Genomic DNA, 18,571 nt, shown 5'->3' on the forward strand with positions numbered 1-18,571 from the left:
AAAACAATTATTCATCTATCTTATGTTCTAATAAAAATGGGCCGGTCTCACTCCTCATATGTAGTATCCTCTAACAACCTTAAATCCTCAGTTATTGTATGGTTTTCCTTCCTTTCGTCTATGCCTAGAAACTCATAAAACTCTATTTCTTTTTCACTTCTAAAATGATACTTAATTCTTAAAGAATTGAAGTTTGATATTTCAGGATAGTTTACGGAAGTTGTCAATTTTATTCATCTCCTCAGGTGACTTCTAGAAACGGCTACAAGCATTGTACGATATAATATTTTCCATAATCTTAACGTATCTTTCTACAACCTTAATATCGATGCCTTAAACAAATAATAAAAGAACACGGCATCTAAGACGAAGTTTGCTTAGCTTAATGGGGGTAAACAACTTTTAATCAAAAATGAATACATTTATTGGTTTTCACTTCATTCCTAATTTAATGAGTTTAAATATTTTCATTACAGGATTTCCTCCATGTTTTGTTTAAAAGTTATTATTTTCCTCATGTCATTTGATACAAACGTCAGGTCCTGAAAAAAGGTTGCAAAAAAACTTATAGTCGTAAAAATTATTATTAAAAACATTTAATTATTTGATTCCCAATTGATGCATGAGTTGCTTATACGGGAAACCTGCCAATTCATTTTTGATAGCCTTAATCTTGAACTTCCACTGGGTAACTGATTCTAGCTGCTATGAAAAACACCTCCAAGAATGTATGAACATCTGACGACATTCGCACTCACTCTTGAAGGTGCTTTGATTTGTCTCACGCTTTGGGTTAATCTAACTTTTCCTTAGAATAGAAAAATCCGGCTCTTTTTTGCCTAACTTTACGTCGCGTTAGAATTTTCAGCAGCGTTTCATCCAAAGGGAAGATGCGATTACCTTGGCATTTTTTTCATAACCAACTTTACTAACTGGCGATGGTAGCGGTGCAAATGAGCTTATTGAACTTCAATCTCCCTGAAAATGCTTCACCTCACTCGTATCCTAGAGTTAAATTAAAAGCACTAAAGACCTGCTTTTGCTAAAGTTAAATTAACTTTTACATAATATAATTTAAAGGAAATCTAACGGGCTTTTGATGAACAACTTTTGATAGACTAAAGCTTGATCATTCTCCACTTCTGGGCGTCCGTTCCATTATCGGACCAAATTTGCACATTCGTCCCATCGTCAGTTCCGGCGGAACTCACATCTAATGCTTTTCCACTACCGGTGTTTATCAGCTTGAAGCTGCCATCGCCGTTATCTACAATGTTCCATTTTTGCGCTGCAGATTCATTACTCGACCATATCTGCACATTGGTTCCATCGGTGGTTCCCGCGCTGGCGACATCCAAGGATTTACCGCTGTGCGGGTTAGTTAGCCGATAGCTCCCGTCTGCATTGCTGAACACTTGCCATTTCTGGGCGGGCGTATTGTTATCTGTATAAATTTGCACGTTCGTTCCGTCTTCTGTACCCCCGGCATAAATATCAAGAGCTTTGCCGCTATTCGCATTGATCAATTTATATACTGCTCCCGGCTGTATGGGTGTAGACCCTTTCTTATACACGCGTACATAATCAACCGTCATCGTTTGCGGAAATGTTGTACTATCATCCGGATACCCAGGCCAGTACCCGCCTACAGCCACATTCATGATCATAAAGAATGGGTGGTCAAAAACCCATTCTTGACCTGGACCAAGTTGGCTTTTATTGAAAGTAAAATAATGGTTCCCGTCCACATACCAGCGGATTTGCGCAGGTTCCCACTCTATAGAAAACACATGGAATCCGTCCTTAAACAGCTGTCCATTTGGCAAAGTGTAGGATCTGCCGACCCCGCCGGCACCGGAATAGCCGGGGCCGTGCACAGTGCCGTAAGAGGTAGTGGAATCTTGACCCAGATGCTCCATAATATCAATTTCACCGCTGTTAGGCCACCCTGCCGAATCCATGTTGTCTCCGAGCATCCAGAAGGCGGGCCAGATCCCTTTGCCAAATGGCAATTTGATGCGTGCTTCAAACTTTCCATAGGCTTGCGTGAATAATCCTTTTGTCAGTAATCGAGCGGAAGTATAGGAATTCCCCCCGAAATTTTCTTTAATCGCTTTAATGACTAAATTGCCGTTACCATCCAAATAGGAATTATTCCTGTTGTCCGTATAGTACTGTAGCTCGTTATTTCCCCAACCGCCGCCTCCGATATCATACTTCCATTTTCCTGGATCCGGCGCGGAGCCGACACTTCCATTAAATTCATCGCTCCATACCAAGTTCCAAGTTGACGCAGCCTTGACCAAAGGAAGCGGAGAATAAATAAGACTGAATAGCAAAAGGCATACCAGAGTGCGAAGAAAAATCATTTTTAATTTCATCTTATCAAGTCCTCACTTTCACCAATGTAAATTAAGCAATTAAAGGAATATCCCTTAAGTGTTGCATTGGATACTAAGGCTCAATTCCCCAGACAAGATGACCGTTCCGGAAAAGCGTCACTTTGTCCCAATCCGCAAATGACTTCTTCGTCCCATCAAACGAGTAGTCGTTCGATTCGTTAAAGTTTGACCAGTCTGCTTTGGCCATCCGGAGCTGAATTTCGCCAGACTGACCGCCTGCTGGAATGGAACCGGCATCCGGGGAAAAACTGAGTTCGACGTAAGTATCCGTCTTGGCGCCGCTTGCGCTGACGAATGTTTGCTGAATATTCGCACCTCCCACTTGTGCCCAATCGATCCAAGCCCTCATCTCCGAAATGCTGTCTTTCGTAAAATAGTACCGGAGTTTGATGTCGCTTAATTGAACGGAGTTTGTACCGTTATTCTTGATGTTGAAATGCGGTTTGATCTGGTCATTATTGGCGTCGGTGTCTGCTGGCCGATATTGCACGATCAATTCCCCTGAAGTTGGCTTTCCTTGCGGTGTTACGTCCACTTGCACGGAGTTCGCACTTTCTCCCGAACTGTTCAGTGCGCTCACAACAAAGTAGTATTTCGCCCCATTGTTCAAGCCTGTGTCTGTGTAACTTGTTGCTGTCACTCCGGTAGCCACCGTTGTATACGGACCGCCGCTTAGTGTCGCGCGCTTAACGTTGTAGCTTGTTGCACTGCTTGAAGCTGCCCAGTTTAGCGTGACTTGCGCGTTTCCAGCAGTAGCCTTCAGGCCGGACGGAGCAGTTGGTACCGTTGAAAGATCGATGGGGATTTCCGGATAAGCGTTCTGTACAAGCTGCACGAATTGGTTGTGGAACCAGTGCCCAGATAACGGAGCATCCGGCAATGCTCCGGTTGGCGTACCGCTGCCGCTTATATAATCAGGATCACACATTCTGTCGAAACCTTTGCCCTCGTTATTTGGAATCTCTTTGCTTGCGCCATCCGACTCGCCCGGAGGCTTCACCCACACGAACGCGTCGAGATGTGACGAAGGGTATCCGGAGGGTGTTGCCGTTGGAGATTGCCCCATACCCGCACCAGAGGGATTGCACCAATTTCCGCGGTGAAAACGCTTATCGACACGGCCGGAATTGGCGTATTCGTTAACGTTATTGCCGCTTGCGCCAGTCGGCCGACCTGGACCACCCCACCCGTTGCGCGAAGTATCGATCAGGAAGCCGATACTTTCAGGCCAGCCGTTCTTCACAAATCCCGCATACAAGGCCGCAGTGAAATCGGATTCATCAAAATACGGATTCCATTGATAGAAATTTGCAGACCTCAACTGCTGTCCAGCGATTGTCAAGTTCGGATCGGTCAGATAGGGCTCCTCTAACGGAGTAGTATTCGCTGTGTTGGTGATAAAGCCGTCGACGCTTGCAAGCCCATCTCTGGTCCTCTCCACTACAGAGGTAAAAAGATTAATGGCAGGCTCACGGTTTGTATCCCAACCAAGCCAACCGGAGTGACCGATATCCAGGTAAGTGTAAACATTAGGGATCGCATGCAGTTTATCCAGTGCGTATTGATTGGCATCCCGGTAAATATTAGTGGAGTTGGCCTGCGCACACTTCGGGTCGCTCAAATTCGTGACGAGGTTAGGTAACGAATCTGGTTCGATCACCGTTACAATCCGGATGTTTTGGTATTTCGGGTTGGAGAATACATCTGCGATCACGTCAATGTATTGCGTCTTGTACGTCTGCAAGCCTTCGGGAGTCAACGGTAGTTCTCCGTTCGATGCTAATGCGTGACAATCTCGTCCCGGCATGTTATAGATAACGAACATGACAGTGATCGGGGTATTGCCTTTTTTTTGCGCTAATACGGCATCCATAGTTTCCACAAGACTCTTGCGACCGCCGTTCGCAGTGCCGCCTTTAATGGCCGCGATACGATCAAGCCATATAGCGGTAGGATACGATTTAACCTTCTGCATCTTTGCAATCAGAATACTATCGCTCACCCTCGCGATCGACGTGTCGATAAGAGCCGCATAATCCGGGTTCACATACATTGCCGTACCCAGGAACGGATTATCGACGTGTGCTTCGGCCGCAAAAGCGTTGGTTTCATAAGACATGTTAATCATCAAGGCTAAGATCATAAAAAGCATCACGGTACGCTTAGTTATAGACAAAGCAAATGTCATTATTTTCAACTCCTTTTTAATAACATGAGTTCGACAAATCAATTTGGGCTGTAAGCGAAAAAATAGTATTGTGAGGTCGCTTGATTGAACGGAAGTCGTACCATACACCAGCCGTTTCCGTCAAGCTGGTCGGTGCCATAGGAGGAGTCTACTCCATCAAACGGTTAAGCATCTCCTGCTTCGGTTGATTCCAGGTGACCCAATCATCCTGTAGAAGTCCTCCTGTATCACCGCTATTTGGATTGACGCACCAATACGTCCAATACAGCTTATGCAAACGAATATAATCGACCAGCTTGTTTTGCCACTTGCCTTCCGTTGACGCGATATCGACACTTCTGCCTCCGAATTCCCCGACGAGAATCGGCGCGATGTTGTTTTTGTGAATATATCCCCAATACGCATCCCAAATACCGGGCAAGTTGTTGGGGAACGCGGGGTCAGAGAACCAAGGCTGATAGGCTACTCCCGGACCGTAATCGTGAGGAGAATATACGATACGATTGGCGACCGTCAAACGCACCGGATCATTCTGCACGCCTTTCAGGTTGCCTCCCCACCAGTAATTGCCGGTCTGGCCCTGAATATTAGAACTAACACCTTCAACAATGATCAACCAATTCGAATTCACGCTTAGTATGGCATTGCCGGCACGTTCGGCAGCCAAACGCCAATCCCGAGCCAAATCTCCGCAGCCCCAACAAGCGTTCCCATGAGGCTCGTTATGCAGATCTGCCCCGATGACCGTATCGTTGTCCAAATAACGCTGCGCAAGCATCTTCCAGTCTCCCACCCAAGTCGCTTCAGAAACAGTCGAAGTGTACCACAGTTCGGATTGCTCCGCGGATACAGGGCGGTGGCGGTCCAGAATTACTTTCATCCCTCTTGCGCCCGCCTTTTCAATCAATTTATCCAGAATTTCAATAGGCGTCATACCTTGTAAATCAGGGTTTTTCCAATAATCAATGCTGTTAGGCATCTTGCCTGGCAGAAACATCTCATTCGTGTAAGGAATACGTAGTAAATTGTAGCCTTTACCCTTCATTTGATCGAGTAAACTATCCATCGAACGAGTCCACAATCCGTGTGGCGTGAAATTCGACGTCTCAAAACCAAACCAGTTGATACCGTTAAAAATTGCGGTATTGCCCTTAGAATCGACGATTCGATTACCGCTAGTGTGATAATAATTGGAACCTTCTGCAAAAATCTGATATCCCAGCATATTCCCCATAAGGAAAAGAACTAACGTGAATACCCACATTTTTCTTTTCATTTGTCCCAACCTTTCTTATTAAGAATAGGATCTAGGGTATTTCGCAGAATCTACATTTTGTATCGCCTCCTTCCCTTTTAACTTTTATCACCTTCTTTCAATAAGGAATGGTAAGCTCTCTTTGAGTAATCATGAAATAAGCCGGATGGAGTTCAATGATTTTTCTATTCAAAAAGGGGATAAAGTAGGAGATGATTGGAGTGCCGTTCATTTATCTTGAGCTCATTATAGGAAGGAAACACCTAATAAGGCTATAATTTTAATTACCTGCTTAACACTCTGATGACAGAATTCTCATTTTTAAGGTTGTTTTCATGTAAAGAAATAACGGAAAATATGAATCCATCAAGATCATGCCTGATGAAAATAAAGTTTTTGACGCCCATGCCGATGACGCGGCAACCAACCAATAATGAAAATGGTCAATAACGTTGTCAGGATTGAAAAATCCTTATGATGTTTTTATCAGCAACAAAAGTAATTATTTGACCGACCGGTCGTAATATTATAGAATTAAGCTATCTACAACTACCACTATTTATTGTTAATGGCGAATTATCCCGAGCAATGAATCAGGTAAATACATAAACAGGAGTTTTTCAATGAATATTACGCCAGAGGAAAAAAATTGCGCAGCCAAGGAGGACCAGCATGAAGTGGAGAGTGAATCGATCAGCCGCCGCGAGATGCTGAAACTGAGTGCCATTGCCGGAACCGGTATCATTCTGGGTATGAGCGGTATGGCGACCCTTATGTCTTTTAAGCATACCTATCAGGGTACGGGCTCCAGCAGCATAGAGGCTACAAAACCTCAAGCTGAGCTTGGTAGCACCATCCCATTCTACGGGACACGGCAGGCCGGGATCGTCACTCCTCAACAGCAATACGTATGCTTTGCGGCATTTGATATATTGCATCAGGATGCCGGTCAATTGTTGGAATTATTAAAAGTATGGTCCGCAGCTAGTCATCTCATGACGGCCGGAAAGTCGCTCAAAGACGACAGGGGCTTTACTTTAGCAACGCAGGATACAGGGGAAACGAAAGATCTTCCCCCCTCGAATCTGACCCTCACGTTTGGCTTCGGCCCCACGTTGTTCCAGAAAGGCGGAAAAGACCGCTTCGGATTCGCCTCCGAACAGCCGACTGAACTCAATGATATTCCACCTATGTTCGGTGATCGGCTCAACCCGCAGTGGTCTGGCGGAGATATCGGGGTGCAGGCTTGCGCGGACACTCTGAGCGTTGCTCTCCATGCAATCCGTAACTTGGCCAAAATCTCTAAAGGAACCGCGATAATCCGGTGGGTTCAGAACGGGTATGTAGAAGCCCCCGACGGTCAAACGCCGAGAAATCTTTTTGGTTTCAAGGACGGGACCGCCAACCGCGAGCTTGAATCAAATGAGGCGAAAATGCGACATCTTTGGGTATCGTCTTCAGACGAACCTGCATGGATGACGAACGGGACTTATATGGTTATGCGAAAAATTCGCATGTTCTTAGAGCTATGGGACCAGTCTTCGCTGGCCAAACAGGAAAGCACATTCGGCCGGCTAAAGGACAGTGGAGCTCCTTTTGGCAAAAAGAACGAATTTGACCCTACAGTGCTGCGTCAATTGCCTTCAAACTCGCATGTTTGGTTGGCGCGCAACGCGGGAACAAAATTGCTTCGCCGGGCTTATTCATATGTCCACGGGTTTGACTCGGGCATAGAAGATTGGGATGCAGGTCTTTTATTTATCAGCTTTCAGCGGAGCATCAAGAGACAGTTTATTCCCATGCTTTCCATTCTTGCGAAAAAAGATGCGTTAAATAAATTTACTTCACATGTGTCCAGCGCTGTATTCGCGTGTCCGCCCGGTGCTAGTGAAGGCGGATTTGTTGGCGAGACGTTGTTTGGTTCCAAGCGGTGATATTTCCTGTCGTTTCCCTCTTGTTATAGGAGGTTTAGTGAAAAAAGCGACTTTACCATGCTAGATTCGAGTTCCCTTTGCGCGTTTTCCCGGAAATTCTTTTCCGAGAGCGTTATGCTTACCTTCAGAAAATTACGCAAAATGCTGGTGCAGCAAAACAAACTTGAAGTCAAGCCATTACAGTGACGATTCGTACCGGCTTTTCTATAAATGATGCTACTACGATACCAAATTGATTTTCTGGGTTCACGTTGCTCTCGGCTTGGATTTTTCATCCAAAATTTTTTAGAGGAAGAAAAGGAACTTATCTAAGATGAACAATTATTGGAATTGGGATTTTTGTTATCCCGTGTATCAGCCTCTTATTCAACTAAGTACGGAACAAATTATCGGCTTCGAGGCGTTACTTCGTTCGACTACCTGCCAGTCACCTGAGCTTCTTTTTAGGGCTGCCCGCTCAGCAGGTCGTTTATATGAACTGGATACTACATCTTTTATGAGGGCCATTAACACCTTCAATAAAGCGGACTTCGATAATCCGTCTCTGCTGATATTCCTCAATGTATTTCCTTCCACTTTATTGAATCCGACATTTTTTGACATCATTTGCGAAAATCTAAGTCTTAAATCCCCGTTTCGAAGAATCGTACTAGAAATTAACGAAGCCAATGAAGAAGATAAAATGTGGGAAGTTCCCTTATTGGGGCAAGTAATTCGTGAATTACGTCAATATGGTTTCCTAATTGCACTCGACGATGTCGGATCGGGGGCAGCCTCTTTGCAAAAGATCATCGAATACGAACCGGATATTGTGAAGATGGATCGCTATTTCGGCAAAGGTTTATCAAGATGCTCAAATAAACAGAAGCTCATCTCTCTGTTTGTCGATTACTGCTTAGGCCAAATTCAGCTTGTTCTCGAAGGGATTGAAACCCCGGAAGATCTTGCTGCAGCCAAATCATTAGGTGTTCCTATCGGCCAAGGATTTTTACTTGGAAGCCCAGCGCCTCTCGATCACACGATTTTGGGAACCGTCCCAATTGGCGAACCCTAAAAAATACGTTGTTATCTAACCCCTATTCATTGAAGTAATGGTGTATCATTTCTTTTATGAACCGGGGTTTCCTAATGCGTCCGAAGAACGAAAAATGTGAAGCGGCTAAATATTGCGGCAGTCCGTTCCTTTATTATTAGAAAACGGTAACCCGCCACAAAGGATTTTAGAATAACTGGCCTTAATGAATCCTTCCTAGAAGGTATAGCTAATTAAAAACCAAACGTTTCTAAAAAAAATCTGACTAACACGTCATAATAATGTTCATGTAGTCACTTTATGGATAGAATACTCTTTTTGAAATCAGGTAGTATATAGATATTGAGAAGAGGACAAGACGCATTACAACGGAAATCGCCTTAACACAAACATTCATTTTTTATATCATGATTTTGCCCCCAAAGCCCCTCGAATTGATTATAGAAAATCCAAGTTCATCCTTTTAAAGGAATCTGTCTAATCATCATTCGAATCAATCCATTATATTATTCCCTTGAATTTTCCTGTTCTTATTTATCCGTGATAGTTATTCCTTCCATTCGGTTTACCTTCATCAGGCTCTCATTTTCCGTAGGTCTGAATGGATACTGGCAGATTAAATTATACAAGCTGGAGGTGATATTTGCTGCAAACCATTTTCAGCAATAATTCGAGGTCGCGGCAAAAAAAGTCAGGTAAATTGTAAAGACTTAAATTTATATAAGGAAGGTGTCCTATTATGTTCTATGAGAAGAAATTTAAACGCATTTATTCAGTTATTTGGGCAATGATGATGTTGCTTCAAATGCTATTCCCATTTGTTAGTGTAAATGCTTCCGCTGAGGCTGTTATACCCGGGAGAATCGAAGCCGAAAACTACAGCAATAAGCACGATGTTCAAACTGAGACGACGACCGATACAGGCGGGGGCTTGAATGTGGGCTGGATTAATGCGGGAAGTTGGATGGACTTTCATGTAAATGTCCGGAACGCAGACACATTTACCGCAGCATTCAGAGTTGCAAGCCCCAATTCGACAGGTCTGTTTCAACTAAAAAATGCTTCCGGCCAAGTATTATCGACTATCAACGTTCCGAATACAGGCGGATGGCAATCGTGGCAAACCGTGAGCGTAAATGTTGATTTGCTGGCAGGCAACCAAGCGCTGAGATTATACGCATCAAGTGGAGGGTTTAATATCAACTGGATGAACTTTACGTCAAGTTCGTCATCTTCCATATACTCCATACCTGCCTCTTCCATACCCGAGCCGACCGGAAATGGAGTACTATCATTCAAGGTCATGAATGGAACCAATGGCGCTTATACGGATAATCAGATCTTCTGGGGTGTCCTTGGGATTAATCCGGCTAACGGAAAGTGGAGTTACTTGGATTTAAACGGCAATTTGCTGCCTATTTCATTGGCGCTTAATGATGCTCCCGGACATTTAACGAAAAATGGCATTAATTATGCAAACATTTATCACAAACTTAGCGATGCACCGTGGGTAAGTATGCCACGAATTACATCCGGAAGAATGTTCCTTTGCGTAGCCACTGAATGCTACATTAAAACTTATGATAGCGGATTTGCCGGGCCAGATATTAATAATCCGAAAGACCCGAATTTAAATGTATATTTTGATTTTATCGAATTTACAGTTGACGCAACAGGATATCATGGGAACACAACCAGGGTCGATATGTTCGGTTTCCCCATTCAACACCGATTAGTAAATGTAGAAGGGACTTATGATCGAACCGTTGGCGAATTAGAAGTTGAAACTCGTTCTGGATTATTTACAAAATTTCATCAAGAAGTACCTGCGCAATTTACATCGCTAGGCAACATTCAAGCTCCTTACCGAATTGTTGCCCCTATTCACGGTTCTTTTGCCGCTGGCGGCGTTAACGCGAATTACTTTGCAGGTTATTCCAACTTTTCTACACAAGACATTCTCAGGTGTGATGGGGCTGTAAGCAATGCTCAAACGTGTGCTGCAATCAACAGACATGTATATACAGATGACAATTGGAACGTCGTTAGAAATTATTATCAGGCTGCTCCAGCCAATTACTATTCGAAATTTTGGCATACTCACGCTATCAACGGTTTAGCCTACGGTTTTGCTTATGACGATGTTAACAATCAAGCGGCTTACTTGGAAACCAGCAAACCCAAAGCTTTAATTATTCGAGTTGGATGGTAATCTCACTCAAAATGACATAAGGTCTGTCACAATCCATTGATCCGTGATCTTGGCCCAGAACCATCCAAGGTTTTGGTAAATAAATCCATGTCTGCAGCCCGATAGACCCGCGGCTTGAAGTGACGTTCGCATTTCAGGCGCCATGCTTTTTCGGTTCCCATGCGGGTCAGTTCTTCTTTATGCATCGACGTACACTCCTCTGGAGGACAATATCACCGTAATCTGGTATCAAGCGAAACCTGTGTAAAAATTTCCGGCAAATATCCCCGACATGTAATTCGAGTGACTTTGGATACTTTCTAAAACTTATTTGCCACAACAGTTTTTGTACTTTTTACCTGAGCGACAAGGACATGGTTCATTTCTACCTATTTTTGTTCATTTGTTTTTTTCTCCTCAATGACTCTCAGGTCGGAAAAATGATTCCAGTTTGTAATGTCATCGAAATACTCTGAGCCAGGTCCATATAACATCATCCAGATATTATTCAGCATTCCAGCCTTAAGGTATTCTTCTGCTAGAAAAACACCTGTAATGTTAATACATCCGTCTTTAAACAAGTAATCGTATTTATATTGCATCCATGTCGTTGCAATTGTTGATCTAATTCTTGGTGGGTATTCCTCCCAAGGTGTTTCGTATCTTATTTTCAAAAAATCTTTATTGTAATCTCCGTACATCTCTTGCGGAATTTTTATTATGTCAATATTTTCCGCTTGCGAAATTTGCGATATCAGAGATAAATCTCTTTGATGTATTACACTCCCTACGGTTTTGGAACACCTTCTCCTGTTTACTAGAAAAATCAACTTTAATAATCTCCCCTTTGTCTATACTCGATTTGTTGAGTTGATTTTTCACAGTTGTCGGATCTACACCGAGTTGCCGCGCGCTCAAGAGGGTCCAACAAATGTGAAGACCGTAGCAACGCGAGTGGTTTTCTCGAGTTTGGAGCGCTTGAACATGTTTCGCGCGAAAGCGCGTAAACCGTTTCAATAGGCAGTTGTTCCTAATTACCACTCGGAAAGATCGAGTTCCCGCTTACATACATCACACTTTACTTTAATGACTAAACCAAGTCCCATCGGAATAAAGGTATAGGCAAATTGGGCCCCGGATACATCTTCTGCAACGCACGTATCCCACTCTTTAATTTTCTGCTCCATCTCTTTGGAAATCCGAAAAATTTTATCGGACACTCCCTTCTCTGAATGCTTTCTCAATCGCTCTCGAATCTGACCAATGTAAATTAGATCTTGATCCTGAGGATCGTTTTTGCGATTTACGGCACGATTAATTTCATCAATCGCCTTGGCAAAATCATTCACATTCATATTAAGACCATAACTACGCTTCATTCCCCGGTAATATCGCAGAAAAACGATCTTCGCATCTTCTTCAGAATAACCCAGGCGCTGCAACTCACCTATTACACCTAAAGCATAATGTTTTCTCATAATTCGCCGATCATTCATCGTCGCCCTCAACCATCGCCAAAATGAACGATTTCAACCCCTGCTCACTACAATGATCCCATAGCTTCACCAGGGGATATGTCCCATCTGGCAACAAAAACAATGGCACTACTAATGGGCGAATAGGGCTTTTATCTGCAGAGCAATACCGAAATGTTGCTGGATGGATCCATACTACTCGTCCCGTATCATTAATAAAATTTAACTTCACTGACCGTTCTCCTTTCATCCAAAATACTGTCATCATCTCGTCATTAATATCATTATAACAAACTAGCGATTCTTCAAAACAAAGGGAAGCGTCGACTTTTTCGAAGATTAGCGTGCATTTTTTTTATTTCCTATCATTCCGCACACCCGATGCTTACAACGGCCTTAGTCGTTCACCGTTTTCCTGAGATGTGCTGACGAGCGAACTGTATGAATTCGTCATCCTCTAAGAAACGCTAGGTCGTCTGGAATACGCCGCACAGCGGCAGTGGTTCGCCGTCATGACCGGCGATTGCGGCACGGGCAAGACGACGACCATACGACGATTCGTCGAAGTGCTCGACTCCGCGAAGTCAAGAGAGGACCCGAAATTCAAGCTGCCTCATAACCTGCGGATCGACAGCAAGAATATTTCGAAAGCATTGCAGAAAGAACTTAAGAAACGTTGATCCAATACGGCATTTTGTAATTTATAATCGAAAAAAGGCGAAGGAGGAATAACCGTGGGCACAAGGCGGTAGGAAAAGTTCTTCATAATATCAATGGCCGGTTGAGGTAAAACCATGCGTTTCGAGCCAGTAAATGAATTTCCGGGATGTAGGGTACTTGCGCTCGATCCAGCCGCGAAACCGCGCGCCGAATTTACGGAAAATCAAAAATACACAGAGTGCCCCGGCGACGACGCCGATCCATGACAGCAGGAAGCCTTCGCCAAGTCCATATACATTCACGTTCGCAATCAGAATCGCCACTAAAGGCAGAGCAGGAATGAAGGCTTCGATCATCGGAGCGATAATACCGGACAGCGGTCCTAACGCCTCATACTGCTTCAGCCAATGCTTAATGTCCTGCCAGCTTAAACGGGAGATGGTTTCCTTCCAGCTCATTCGTGTCGTTTCACCACTATACTTCCCTGTGAAACCGATCACAACTTGTCGGCTGACCACGCGGCAGCCTCCGAGATCACCCCTGCATCGTTACCGTGCGGTGGCAAATCGCCTCTACGTCCTGAATGTCATGACTAACTAACAGGCATGTCATCTCCGCCCTGCGCAAAATATCCCGGAGCTCGCTGCGGATTGTCGCTTTGAGGCTGGCATCGAGATTGCTGAACGGTTCGTCCATTAGCAGAAATGACGGTCTCGGGGCCAGCGCCCGAGCCAAGGCGACGCGCTGCTGCTGTCCTCCGCTCAGTTCATGCGGATAACGCTTCACAAGCTCCGTGAGCTGCACCAGCTCCAGCATCTCCCGCAGCCGCGCCGAACGTTCCGTTTTGCCAAGCCGATGCAGGCCAAACGCGATATTGTCGGCCGCATTCAGATGAGGAAACAAGGCGTAGTCTTGAAATACCATACCTACGCCCCTGGTTTCGGGTGGGACGAACGTCGTCTCATCGACGACCGTACGTCCCGAGATCACGATAGAGCCTCCGACAGGAGCCTCCAAACCGGCAATAAGGCGCAGCAGCGTGCTTTTCCCGCTTCCGCTAGGTCCCAATATACCTACAATTTCCCCTTTTTCTATTGAAAAGGAAAGCCGCTCAATGACCGGTTTCTGCTTGGACGAATAGGAAAATGACAGTTCGCGGATTTCGACAATGTTCATGATTCCAACTTCTTCCCTAGATGATGAAAGATCAGGACAGAGATCATACTGACGCCGATAATGAAAAGCGATGGCACGGCCGCCTCGTAGATCCGTTCGTCGCTGGCGTATTGATATGTCTTGGTGGCCAAGGTTTCATAATTAAAAGGACGAAGGAGCAGCGCAAGAGGCAGCTCTTTCACTATTTCCACGAAGGTAAGGATAAGTCCGCTGAGCAAAGCTCCTTTGATCAGCGGCAGCTCCACTCTAAGAAATGTACGGGTCATTCCCAACCCGAGCAGCCGGGACGCATCCGTATATTTCGTCCCGATCTTCTCATATCCCGATTCCGCCGCATTATATCCGGTGGCCATAAAACGGACGACATAGGCGGCCACCAGCATGACGACCGACATGCTGAGGACGAGCGGCGCTTCTCCGAGGCTCATGCGCGCATACAGTGGCGCCAGCAGGTGATCTAATCCGATGAACAAGGCAAGCACGCCGATTGCGATGATGGCTCCGGGAACGGAATAGCCGGCTGTGACCAGCCGGGGAAGCACATAGGTAAACGTATTGACCTGCAGACGGCAGACGTTTGCTGTGATCACGGACATCACCATAATAATGGCGGTGGCCAAGAGAGCGATTTGAACCGTATTGCCCGTCAGCTCATAAAAAGCAGGAGTCAAGACGTCGCGGTAGCTCCAAGTCGCCCATACGACGAGCTGCAGAAACGGGATCAGGAAGGAACAGCAAAAGATAAAACCGCAGAACATGCAAGCGATTGCGGCGCGCATCCCGAGAAGCTTTATGACAGACAGCGGCCTGGACTTGCTTGTGGTAGCGGCGTAACGCCGCCGCCCGCGAAGCAGCCGCTCGAAGACGAACAGCCCGATGACTCCGGCCATAAGCCAGGCCGCCAGCCGGATTGCGGAATCGACATCGTACATGCCGAACCAGGTTTGAAAAATCGCCACTGATATCGTTTGGATGCCGAAGTAGCTTGCCACCCCGTAATCGCTAAGTACTTCAAAGACGACCAGTATGCCGCCGCCAACGATCGCCGGGCGGGCAATCGGGAGCACGATGCGAAAGAAGATGGCGGCCGGGCTTCGGCCCAGCAGCCTCGCATTCTCGATATACGAACTGCTCTGTCTTTCCAAAAACGATCGCGCAATCATATAAACGTACGGGAACAGAAAGAGCGCGAAGACAAACACCGCGCCTCGCATGGACATAACTCCGAACCACTTCGGATCCGGCGTCCATCCGAACGCACCGCGCAGCGTTGTCTGAATAAATCCGGTGTAGCTTGTCATCGTACTGTAAGTGTAGGCGGCAATATAGGGCGGGACCGCCAGCGGCAGAACGAGCGCCCAGCGGTAAAACCGCTTGAGCGGAAAATCGTAAACGGCGATAAGCCAGGCAAGCAATACCCCGATAAACAGCGTAAAGAAGCTTGAACACAGCACAAGCCAAACGGACTGGAACACATAGTCCCGCAACATAAACTGCTTGATGTGCACCCAGTTTTCATTTGGCGAATGAAACAAGGAAATTAAGATCGTAAGCACCGGCAGCAAAATTGCAGCCGCCCCGAGCAGGCTGGCGTAAAGCCAGCCGTTCGCATACTGTCGGATGCCCCTGAGCGCTGTAGTCAAACGCATTCTTATTTCCAGCCTACTTTATTTGAAATCTCGATCGCTTTTTTGTTATGCTCTCCGAGCTTTGCGAAGTCCAGCTGCTGTGTTTTGAACTCGCCCCAAGATTTCAGCAATTCGGGTTTCTCGGCTTTGGGATTGACCGGAAACTCGAAATTCTCCTTGGACATAAGCGCCTGCGCTTCCTCGCCCGTCAAATACTCGATAAGCTTCACGGCGTTGTCTTTATTCTTGCTGTGCTTGGCTAGCCCGGCGCCGCTGATATTGATATGCGTTCCGGTCGTTTGTTGATTCGGGAAGAACACTCCGAGCTTCTGTGCGACTTTCACTTCCTCCTGGTCCTTGGAGTTCAGCAATTGCCCAAAATAGTAAGTATTCATGATGGCCACATCACCTGCGCCAGCTACGATCGCTTTCGCTTGGTCTCGATCGCCGCCTTCCGGTGCGCGTCCGAGGTTGGCGACGATGCCCTTGGCCCACTCTTCCGCTTTAGCCTCGCCATTCAGCTCGATCAAGGAAGCGAGGAGCGATTGGTTGTACAAGCTGGTGGAGGAACGGACCAGAACCTTGCCTTTCCATTTATTCGTGGCTATGTCTTCATAGGTCGATAGCTGATCCGGCTTGACACGGTCTTTGGCATATACTAGCACGCGTGCGCGGGTGGATAAACCAATCCACTGGTTATCTTTATCCCGAAGCTGCTTCGGCACGTTCTTGTCGATCGCCTCGGACTGAGCGGGCTGCAGAACCCCCTCTACCTTGGCATTGTTGAGCACGCCGCCGTCCACCGTGATGAACAGGTCCGCCGAAGTACTTTGTCCTTCACGCTTCAGCCGTTCGATCAATTCCTCAGCTTTGCCCTTGACAACGTTTACTTTAATGCCCGTCTTCTCCGTAAATTTGGCGTACAAAACATCGTCTACTTCATAGTGCCTCGCCGTATAAATGTTAACGGCCTGTTCATTCTTCGTTTCCGGAGCTCCCGTCTTCGCATCCTGCGGCTTGCCCTGCTCCGCGCTTTGCGGTGTCGTGCCACAGCCCGCCATAAGTCCCAAGCTCAGAACGGCTGCCATAACGGAAGTTAAAACTTTGCGCTGTTTCATCATCATGTCCCCTTTTTTGTCTAATTGGTAATGAGAATCATTATCATACTGATTTGATCTGTATTTTAGCATTTGGCTAATCATCCGTCAATGGATATTATATGGTAATCCAAGGGGAAAAGTATGTATTTAAAACACTTTTAAACCCGCGGCTAATTTCATAAACAAAAAAGGACTATCCTAAAAATGTTCGCATAACATGGAACTGCCCCAAAATAAGAACGAAAGGACCTCAATCTCCACTGCATAGTGTGGAATGAGGTCCTTTATTTTGGCAAAATTGAACTCAAAGTAGGACACCAAAAAATCACGAACTGACTCTTGGGATAGTCCCTTATATTTGGTGTTAGCCCCCGACTCCATGATCGTCAAGGGCAGATATCTATGATACGGGTGGCTTTTTGGGTATCACGGGTGGTGGCTGATCATCTTTCATCTAACCTTCACCTGAAGGAAACTCGATCATAATCCCCCACTTAAGAAACGCATGCAATTAACCCCACCCATTTTTTTTGCCGCTGTCGAACTGTTCTTTCAATGCCTTCTTCATACTTTCGGACAGCTCATTAACGGCCATCACTCGTTCCATTTTTTCTGGATTAAAACGATCATGAAATTTTAGATCATTGACCATTGCGACCGTAACTTTTTGCGGATGCTCCTCTATCAAGGTAATCGGATCGTTTGCCGACACCATCCCTTCCTTTAATACTCTAAATAAAAAACCTGTATAACCTGTATTGCGAACCCTTACGATCAGATTAGGAACTTCGTATTTGGCTGCTAATTTGTAACACGGATTCCGAGGCTCAGAAACTTGTATAATGGCCTCCCCGAATGAAAAAATGTCTCCAATATGGGATTTATCCTCCGTCAAACCGCTTACCGTCAGATTTTCACCAAATAACGCAAACTCTACCATATTGGAAAAGCTATCGCGCCAGTAGTCATAGTAATCATACGGATATAAGCATAGAGCTTTATTTTCTCCTCCATGATATTCGTAAGCTTGCTCATCACCTCTCAGTCCGACCTTGCTAAGAAAAACAGAACCTTCAACAGGTTGTTTTTCTATGGCCGATTGGTAGACTTTTTTGCCATAAGTGTATGTTTGAATCTTGCCCATACACAAATAATTAACGAAGTATTGCTGGTTACTCATCAGTTGAAATACTCCTCTCAAGTAAGGCAGTGTTGTACCTTTTTCTCTATCAGCTTGAGCTAATAATGACTACCTGCTGTCCTATGTGCTGATCCATTTCTACGCAATTTTCTTGTTGTAACCAAGCTGCTTGTCATAATCCTTTACACCACATCTAGAGGTCCTAGTTGCAAGTCCATCAAATAATTGTTCGCATCGTTTTTACTATTATTCCCAACTCTTCACTTTGATCCTATCTTAATATCATCTGATGTTTTAAGAGGCATAAATGCTGCTTCTTTCTTAAGCTTTTAATGGTTTCTTCCCCCTTTTTGATGAAGTAAATTAGTTTGTGTAACAAATTTTGGAG

At 45.4% G+C, this 18,571-nt stretch carries 17 protein-coding genes; 4 read left to right on the top strand and 13 right to left on the bottom strand.

Features of this window, described 5'->3' with window-relative positions:
• Positions 1-47 precede the first annotated feature (47 nt).
• The 4 genes from NI000_RS34890 to NI000_RS34905 all read right to left on the bottom strand — a co-directional run bounded on the left by NI000_RS34890 (position 48) and on the right by NI000_RS34905 (position 5,824).
• The gene (locus NI000_RS34890; RefSeq protein ID WP_253415887.1) at positions 48-227 is read right to left on the bottom strand and encodes a hypothetical protein; all 180 of its coding nucleotides are present in this window, start codon (positions 225-227) and stop codon (positions 48-50) included.
• Positions 228-1,118: 891 nt separating this feature from the next.
• Entirely contained in the window at positions 1,119-2,381 is a 1,263-nt protein-coding gene (locus tag NI000_RS34895; protein ID WP_253415888.1) for an RICIN domain-containing protein, read from the bottom strand.
• Between the two features lie 73 nt (positions 2,382-2,454).
• Positions 2,455-4,554: a glycoside hydrolase family 6 protein gene (locus NI000_RS34900; RefSeq protein ID WP_253415917.1), complete on the bottom strand. Its 2,100-nt coding sequence runs from the start codon at positions 4,552-4,554 to the stop codon at positions 2,455-2,457.
• 184 nt (positions 4,555-4,738) lie between these two features.
• Positions 4,739-5,824, bottom strand: coding sequence for a glycoside hydrolase family 5 protein (locus NI000_RS34905; protein ID WP_309247961.1), 1,086 nt, complete (start codon positions 5,822-5,824; stop codon positions 4,739-4,741).
• A gap of 644 nt (positions 5,825-6,468) precedes the next feature.
• On the opposite strand from NI000_RS34905, the gene efeB reads away from it, so the two are divergent.
• The 3 genes from efeB to NI000_RS34920 all read left to right on the top strand — a co-directional run bounded on the left by efeB (position 6,469) and on the right by NI000_RS34920 (position 11,024).
• Positions 6,469-7,779, top strand: coding sequence for an iron uptake transporter deferrochelatase/peroxidase subunit (efeB, locus tag NI000_RS34910; protein WP_253415890.1), 1,311 nt, complete (start codon positions 6,469-6,471; stop codon positions 7,777-7,779).
• Positions 7,780-8,092: 313 nt separating this feature from the next.
• Positions 8,093-8,833 carry an EAL domain-containing protein gene (locus NI000_RS34915; RefSeq protein ID WP_253415891.1) on the top strand — a complete coding sequence of 247 codons (741 nt, stop codon included), beginning with the start codon at positions 8,093-8,095 and terminating at the stop codon, positions 8,831-8,833.
• Positions 8,834-9,551: 718 nt separating this feature from the next.
• The gene (locus tag NI000_RS34920) at positions 9,552-11,024 is read left to right on the top strand and encodes a beta-1,3-glucanase family protein (RefSeq protein WP_253415892.1); all 1,473 of its coding nucleotides are present in this window, start codon (positions 9,552-9,554) and stop codon (positions 11,022-11,024) included.
• Positions 11,025-11,050: 26 nt separating this feature from the next.
• Here the strand turns inward: NI000_RS34920 and NI000_RS34925 are convergent, their stop codons facing one another.
• The 4 genes from NI000_RS34925 to NI000_RS34935 all read right to left on the bottom strand — a co-directional run bounded on the left by NI000_RS34925 (position 11,051) and on the right by NI000_RS34935 (position 12,481).
• The gene (locus tag NI000_RS34925) at positions 11,051-11,209 is read right to left on the bottom strand and encodes a hypothetical protein (protein ID WP_253415893.1); all 159 of its coding nucleotides are present in this window, start codon (positions 11,207-11,209) and stop codon (positions 11,051-11,053) included.
• Between the two features lie 121 nt (positions 11,210-11,330).
• A complete protein-coding gene (locus tag NI000_RS37270; RefSeq protein ID WP_375541033.1) occupies positions 11,331-11,396 on the bottom strand; it encodes an SEC-C metal-binding domain-containing protein in 66 nt (21 codons plus the stop codon).
• Positions 11,393-11,704: a hypothetical protein gene (locus tag NI000_RS34930; RefSeq protein WP_253415894.1), complete on the bottom strand. Its 312-nt coding sequence runs from the start codon at positions 11,702-11,704 to the stop codon at positions 11,393-11,395. The genes NI000_RS37270 and NI000_RS34930 overlap by 4 nt, the downstream gene beginning before the upstream one ends.
• Before the next feature lie 333 nt (positions 11,705-12,037).
• Positions 12,038-12,481 (bottom strand): hypothetical protein, encoded by a 444-nt coding sequence (locus tag NI000_RS34935; protein ID WP_253415895.1) that lies wholly within the window; start codon positions 12,479-12,481, stop codon positions 12,038-12,040.
• Positions 12,482-12,990: 509 nt separating this feature from the next.
• Here NI000_RS34935 and NI000_RS34940 point away from each other — a divergent pair.
• Positions 12,991-13,158 (top strand): hypothetical protein, encoded by a 168-nt coding sequence (locus NI000_RS34940; protein WP_253415896.1) that lies wholly within the window; start codon positions 12,991-12,993, stop codon positions 13,156-13,158.
• Positions 13,159-13,248: 90 nt separating this feature from the next.
• Here NI000_RS34940 and NI000_RS34945 read toward each other — a convergent pair whose 3' ends face one another.
• The 5 genes from NI000_RS34945 to NI000_RS34965 all read right to left on the bottom strand — a co-directional run bounded on the left by NI000_RS34945 (position 13,249) and on the right by NI000_RS34965 (position 18,222).
• The gene (locus NI000_RS34945) at positions 13,249-13,656 is read right to left on the bottom strand and encodes a TVP38/TMEM64 family protein (protein ID WP_253415897.1); all 408 of its coding nucleotides are present in this window, start codon (positions 13,654-13,656) and stop codon (positions 13,249-13,251) included.
• A gap of 16 nt (positions 13,657-13,672) precedes the next feature.
• Positions 13,673-14,314, bottom strand: coding sequence for an ABC transporter ATP-binding protein (locus tag NI000_RS34950; protein WP_253415898.1), 642 nt, complete (start codon positions 14,312-14,314; stop codon positions 13,673-13,675).
• Positions 14,311-15,963 (bottom strand): ABC transporter permease, encoded by a 1,653-nt coding sequence (locus NI000_RS34955; protein ID WP_253415899.1) that lies wholly within the window; start codon positions 15,961-15,963, stop codon positions 14,311-14,313. Before NI000_RS34955 ends, NI000_RS34950 begins: the two co-directional genes overlap by 4 nt.
• A gap of 2 nt (positions 15,964-15,965) precedes the next feature.
• On the bottom strand, positions 15,966-17,060 hold the full coding sequence (locus tag NI000_RS34960; protein WP_253415900.1) for a Fe(3+) ABC transporter substrate-binding protein: 1,095 nt from the start codon (positions 17,058-17,060) through the stop codon (positions 15,966-15,968).
• A gap of 493 nt (positions 17,061-17,553) precedes the next feature.
• Positions 17,554-18,222 (bottom strand): MOSC domain-containing protein, encoded by a 669-nt coding sequence (locus NI000_RS34965; protein WP_253415901.1) that lies wholly within the window; start codon positions 18,220-18,222, stop codon positions 17,554-17,556.
• Positions 18,223-18,571: the final 349 nt, after the last annotated feature.

This window comes from Paenibacillus tyrphae, assembly GCF_024158745.1.
GTDB lineage: Bacteria > Bacillota > Bacilli > Paenibacillales > NBRC-103111 > Paenibacillus_G > Paenibacillus_G tyrfis_A.

Coding starts and splice junctions, on each gene's coding strand:
- NI000_RS34895 (WP_253415888.1), bottom strand. CDS start 2,381: ATGAAATTAAAAATGATTTTTCTTCGCACTCTGGTATGCCTTTTGCTA.
- NI000_RS34900 (WP_253415917.1), bottom strand. CDS start 4,554: ATGCTTTTTATGATCTTAGCCTTGATGATTAACATGTCTTATGAAACC.
- NI000_RS34905 (WP_309247961.1), bottom strand. CDS start 5,824: ATGGGGAATATGCTGGGATATCAGATTTTTGCAGAAGGTTCCAATTAT.
- efeB (WP_253415890.1), top strand. CDS start 6,469: ATGAATATTACGCCAGAGGAAAAAAATTGCGCAGCCAAGGAGGACCAG.
- NI000_RS34915 (WP_253415891.1), top strand. CDS start 8,093: ATGAACAATTATTGGAATTGGGATTTTTGTTATCCCGTGTATCAGCCT.
- NI000_RS34920 (WP_253415892.1), top strand. CDS start 9,552: ATGTTCTATGAGAAGAAATTTAAACGCATTTATTCAGTTATTTGGGCA.
- NI000_RS34925 (WP_253415893.1), bottom strand. CDS start 11,209: ATGCATAAAGAAGAACTGACCCGCATGGGAACCGAAAAAGCATGGCGC.
- NI000_RS34930 (WP_253415894.1), bottom strand. CDS start 11,704: ATGTACGGAGATTACAATAAAGATTTTTTGAAAATAAGATACGAAACA.
- NI000_RS34935 (WP_253415895.1), bottom strand. CDS start 12,481: ATGAGAAAACATTATGCTTTAGGTGTAATAGGTGAGTTGCAGCGCCTG.
- NI000_RS34940 (WP_253415896.1), top strand. CDS start 12,991: ATGACCGGCGATTGCGGCACGGGCAAGACGACGACCATACGACGATTC.
- NI000_RS34950 (WP_253415898.1), bottom strand. CDS start 14,314: ATGAACATTGTCGAAATCCGCGAACTGTCATTTTCCTATTCGTCCAAG.
- NI000_RS34955 (WP_253415899.1), bottom strand. CDS start 15,963: ATGCGTTTGACTACAGCGCTCAGGGGCATCCGACAGTATGCGAACGGC.
- NI000_RS34960 (WP_253415900.1), bottom strand. CDS start 17,060: ATGAAACAGCGCAAAGTTTTAACTTCCGTTATGGCAGCCGTTCTGAGC.
- NI000_RS34965 (WP_253415901.1), bottom strand. CDS start 18,222: ATGAGTAACCAGCAATACTTCGTTAATTATTTGTGTATGGGCAAGATT.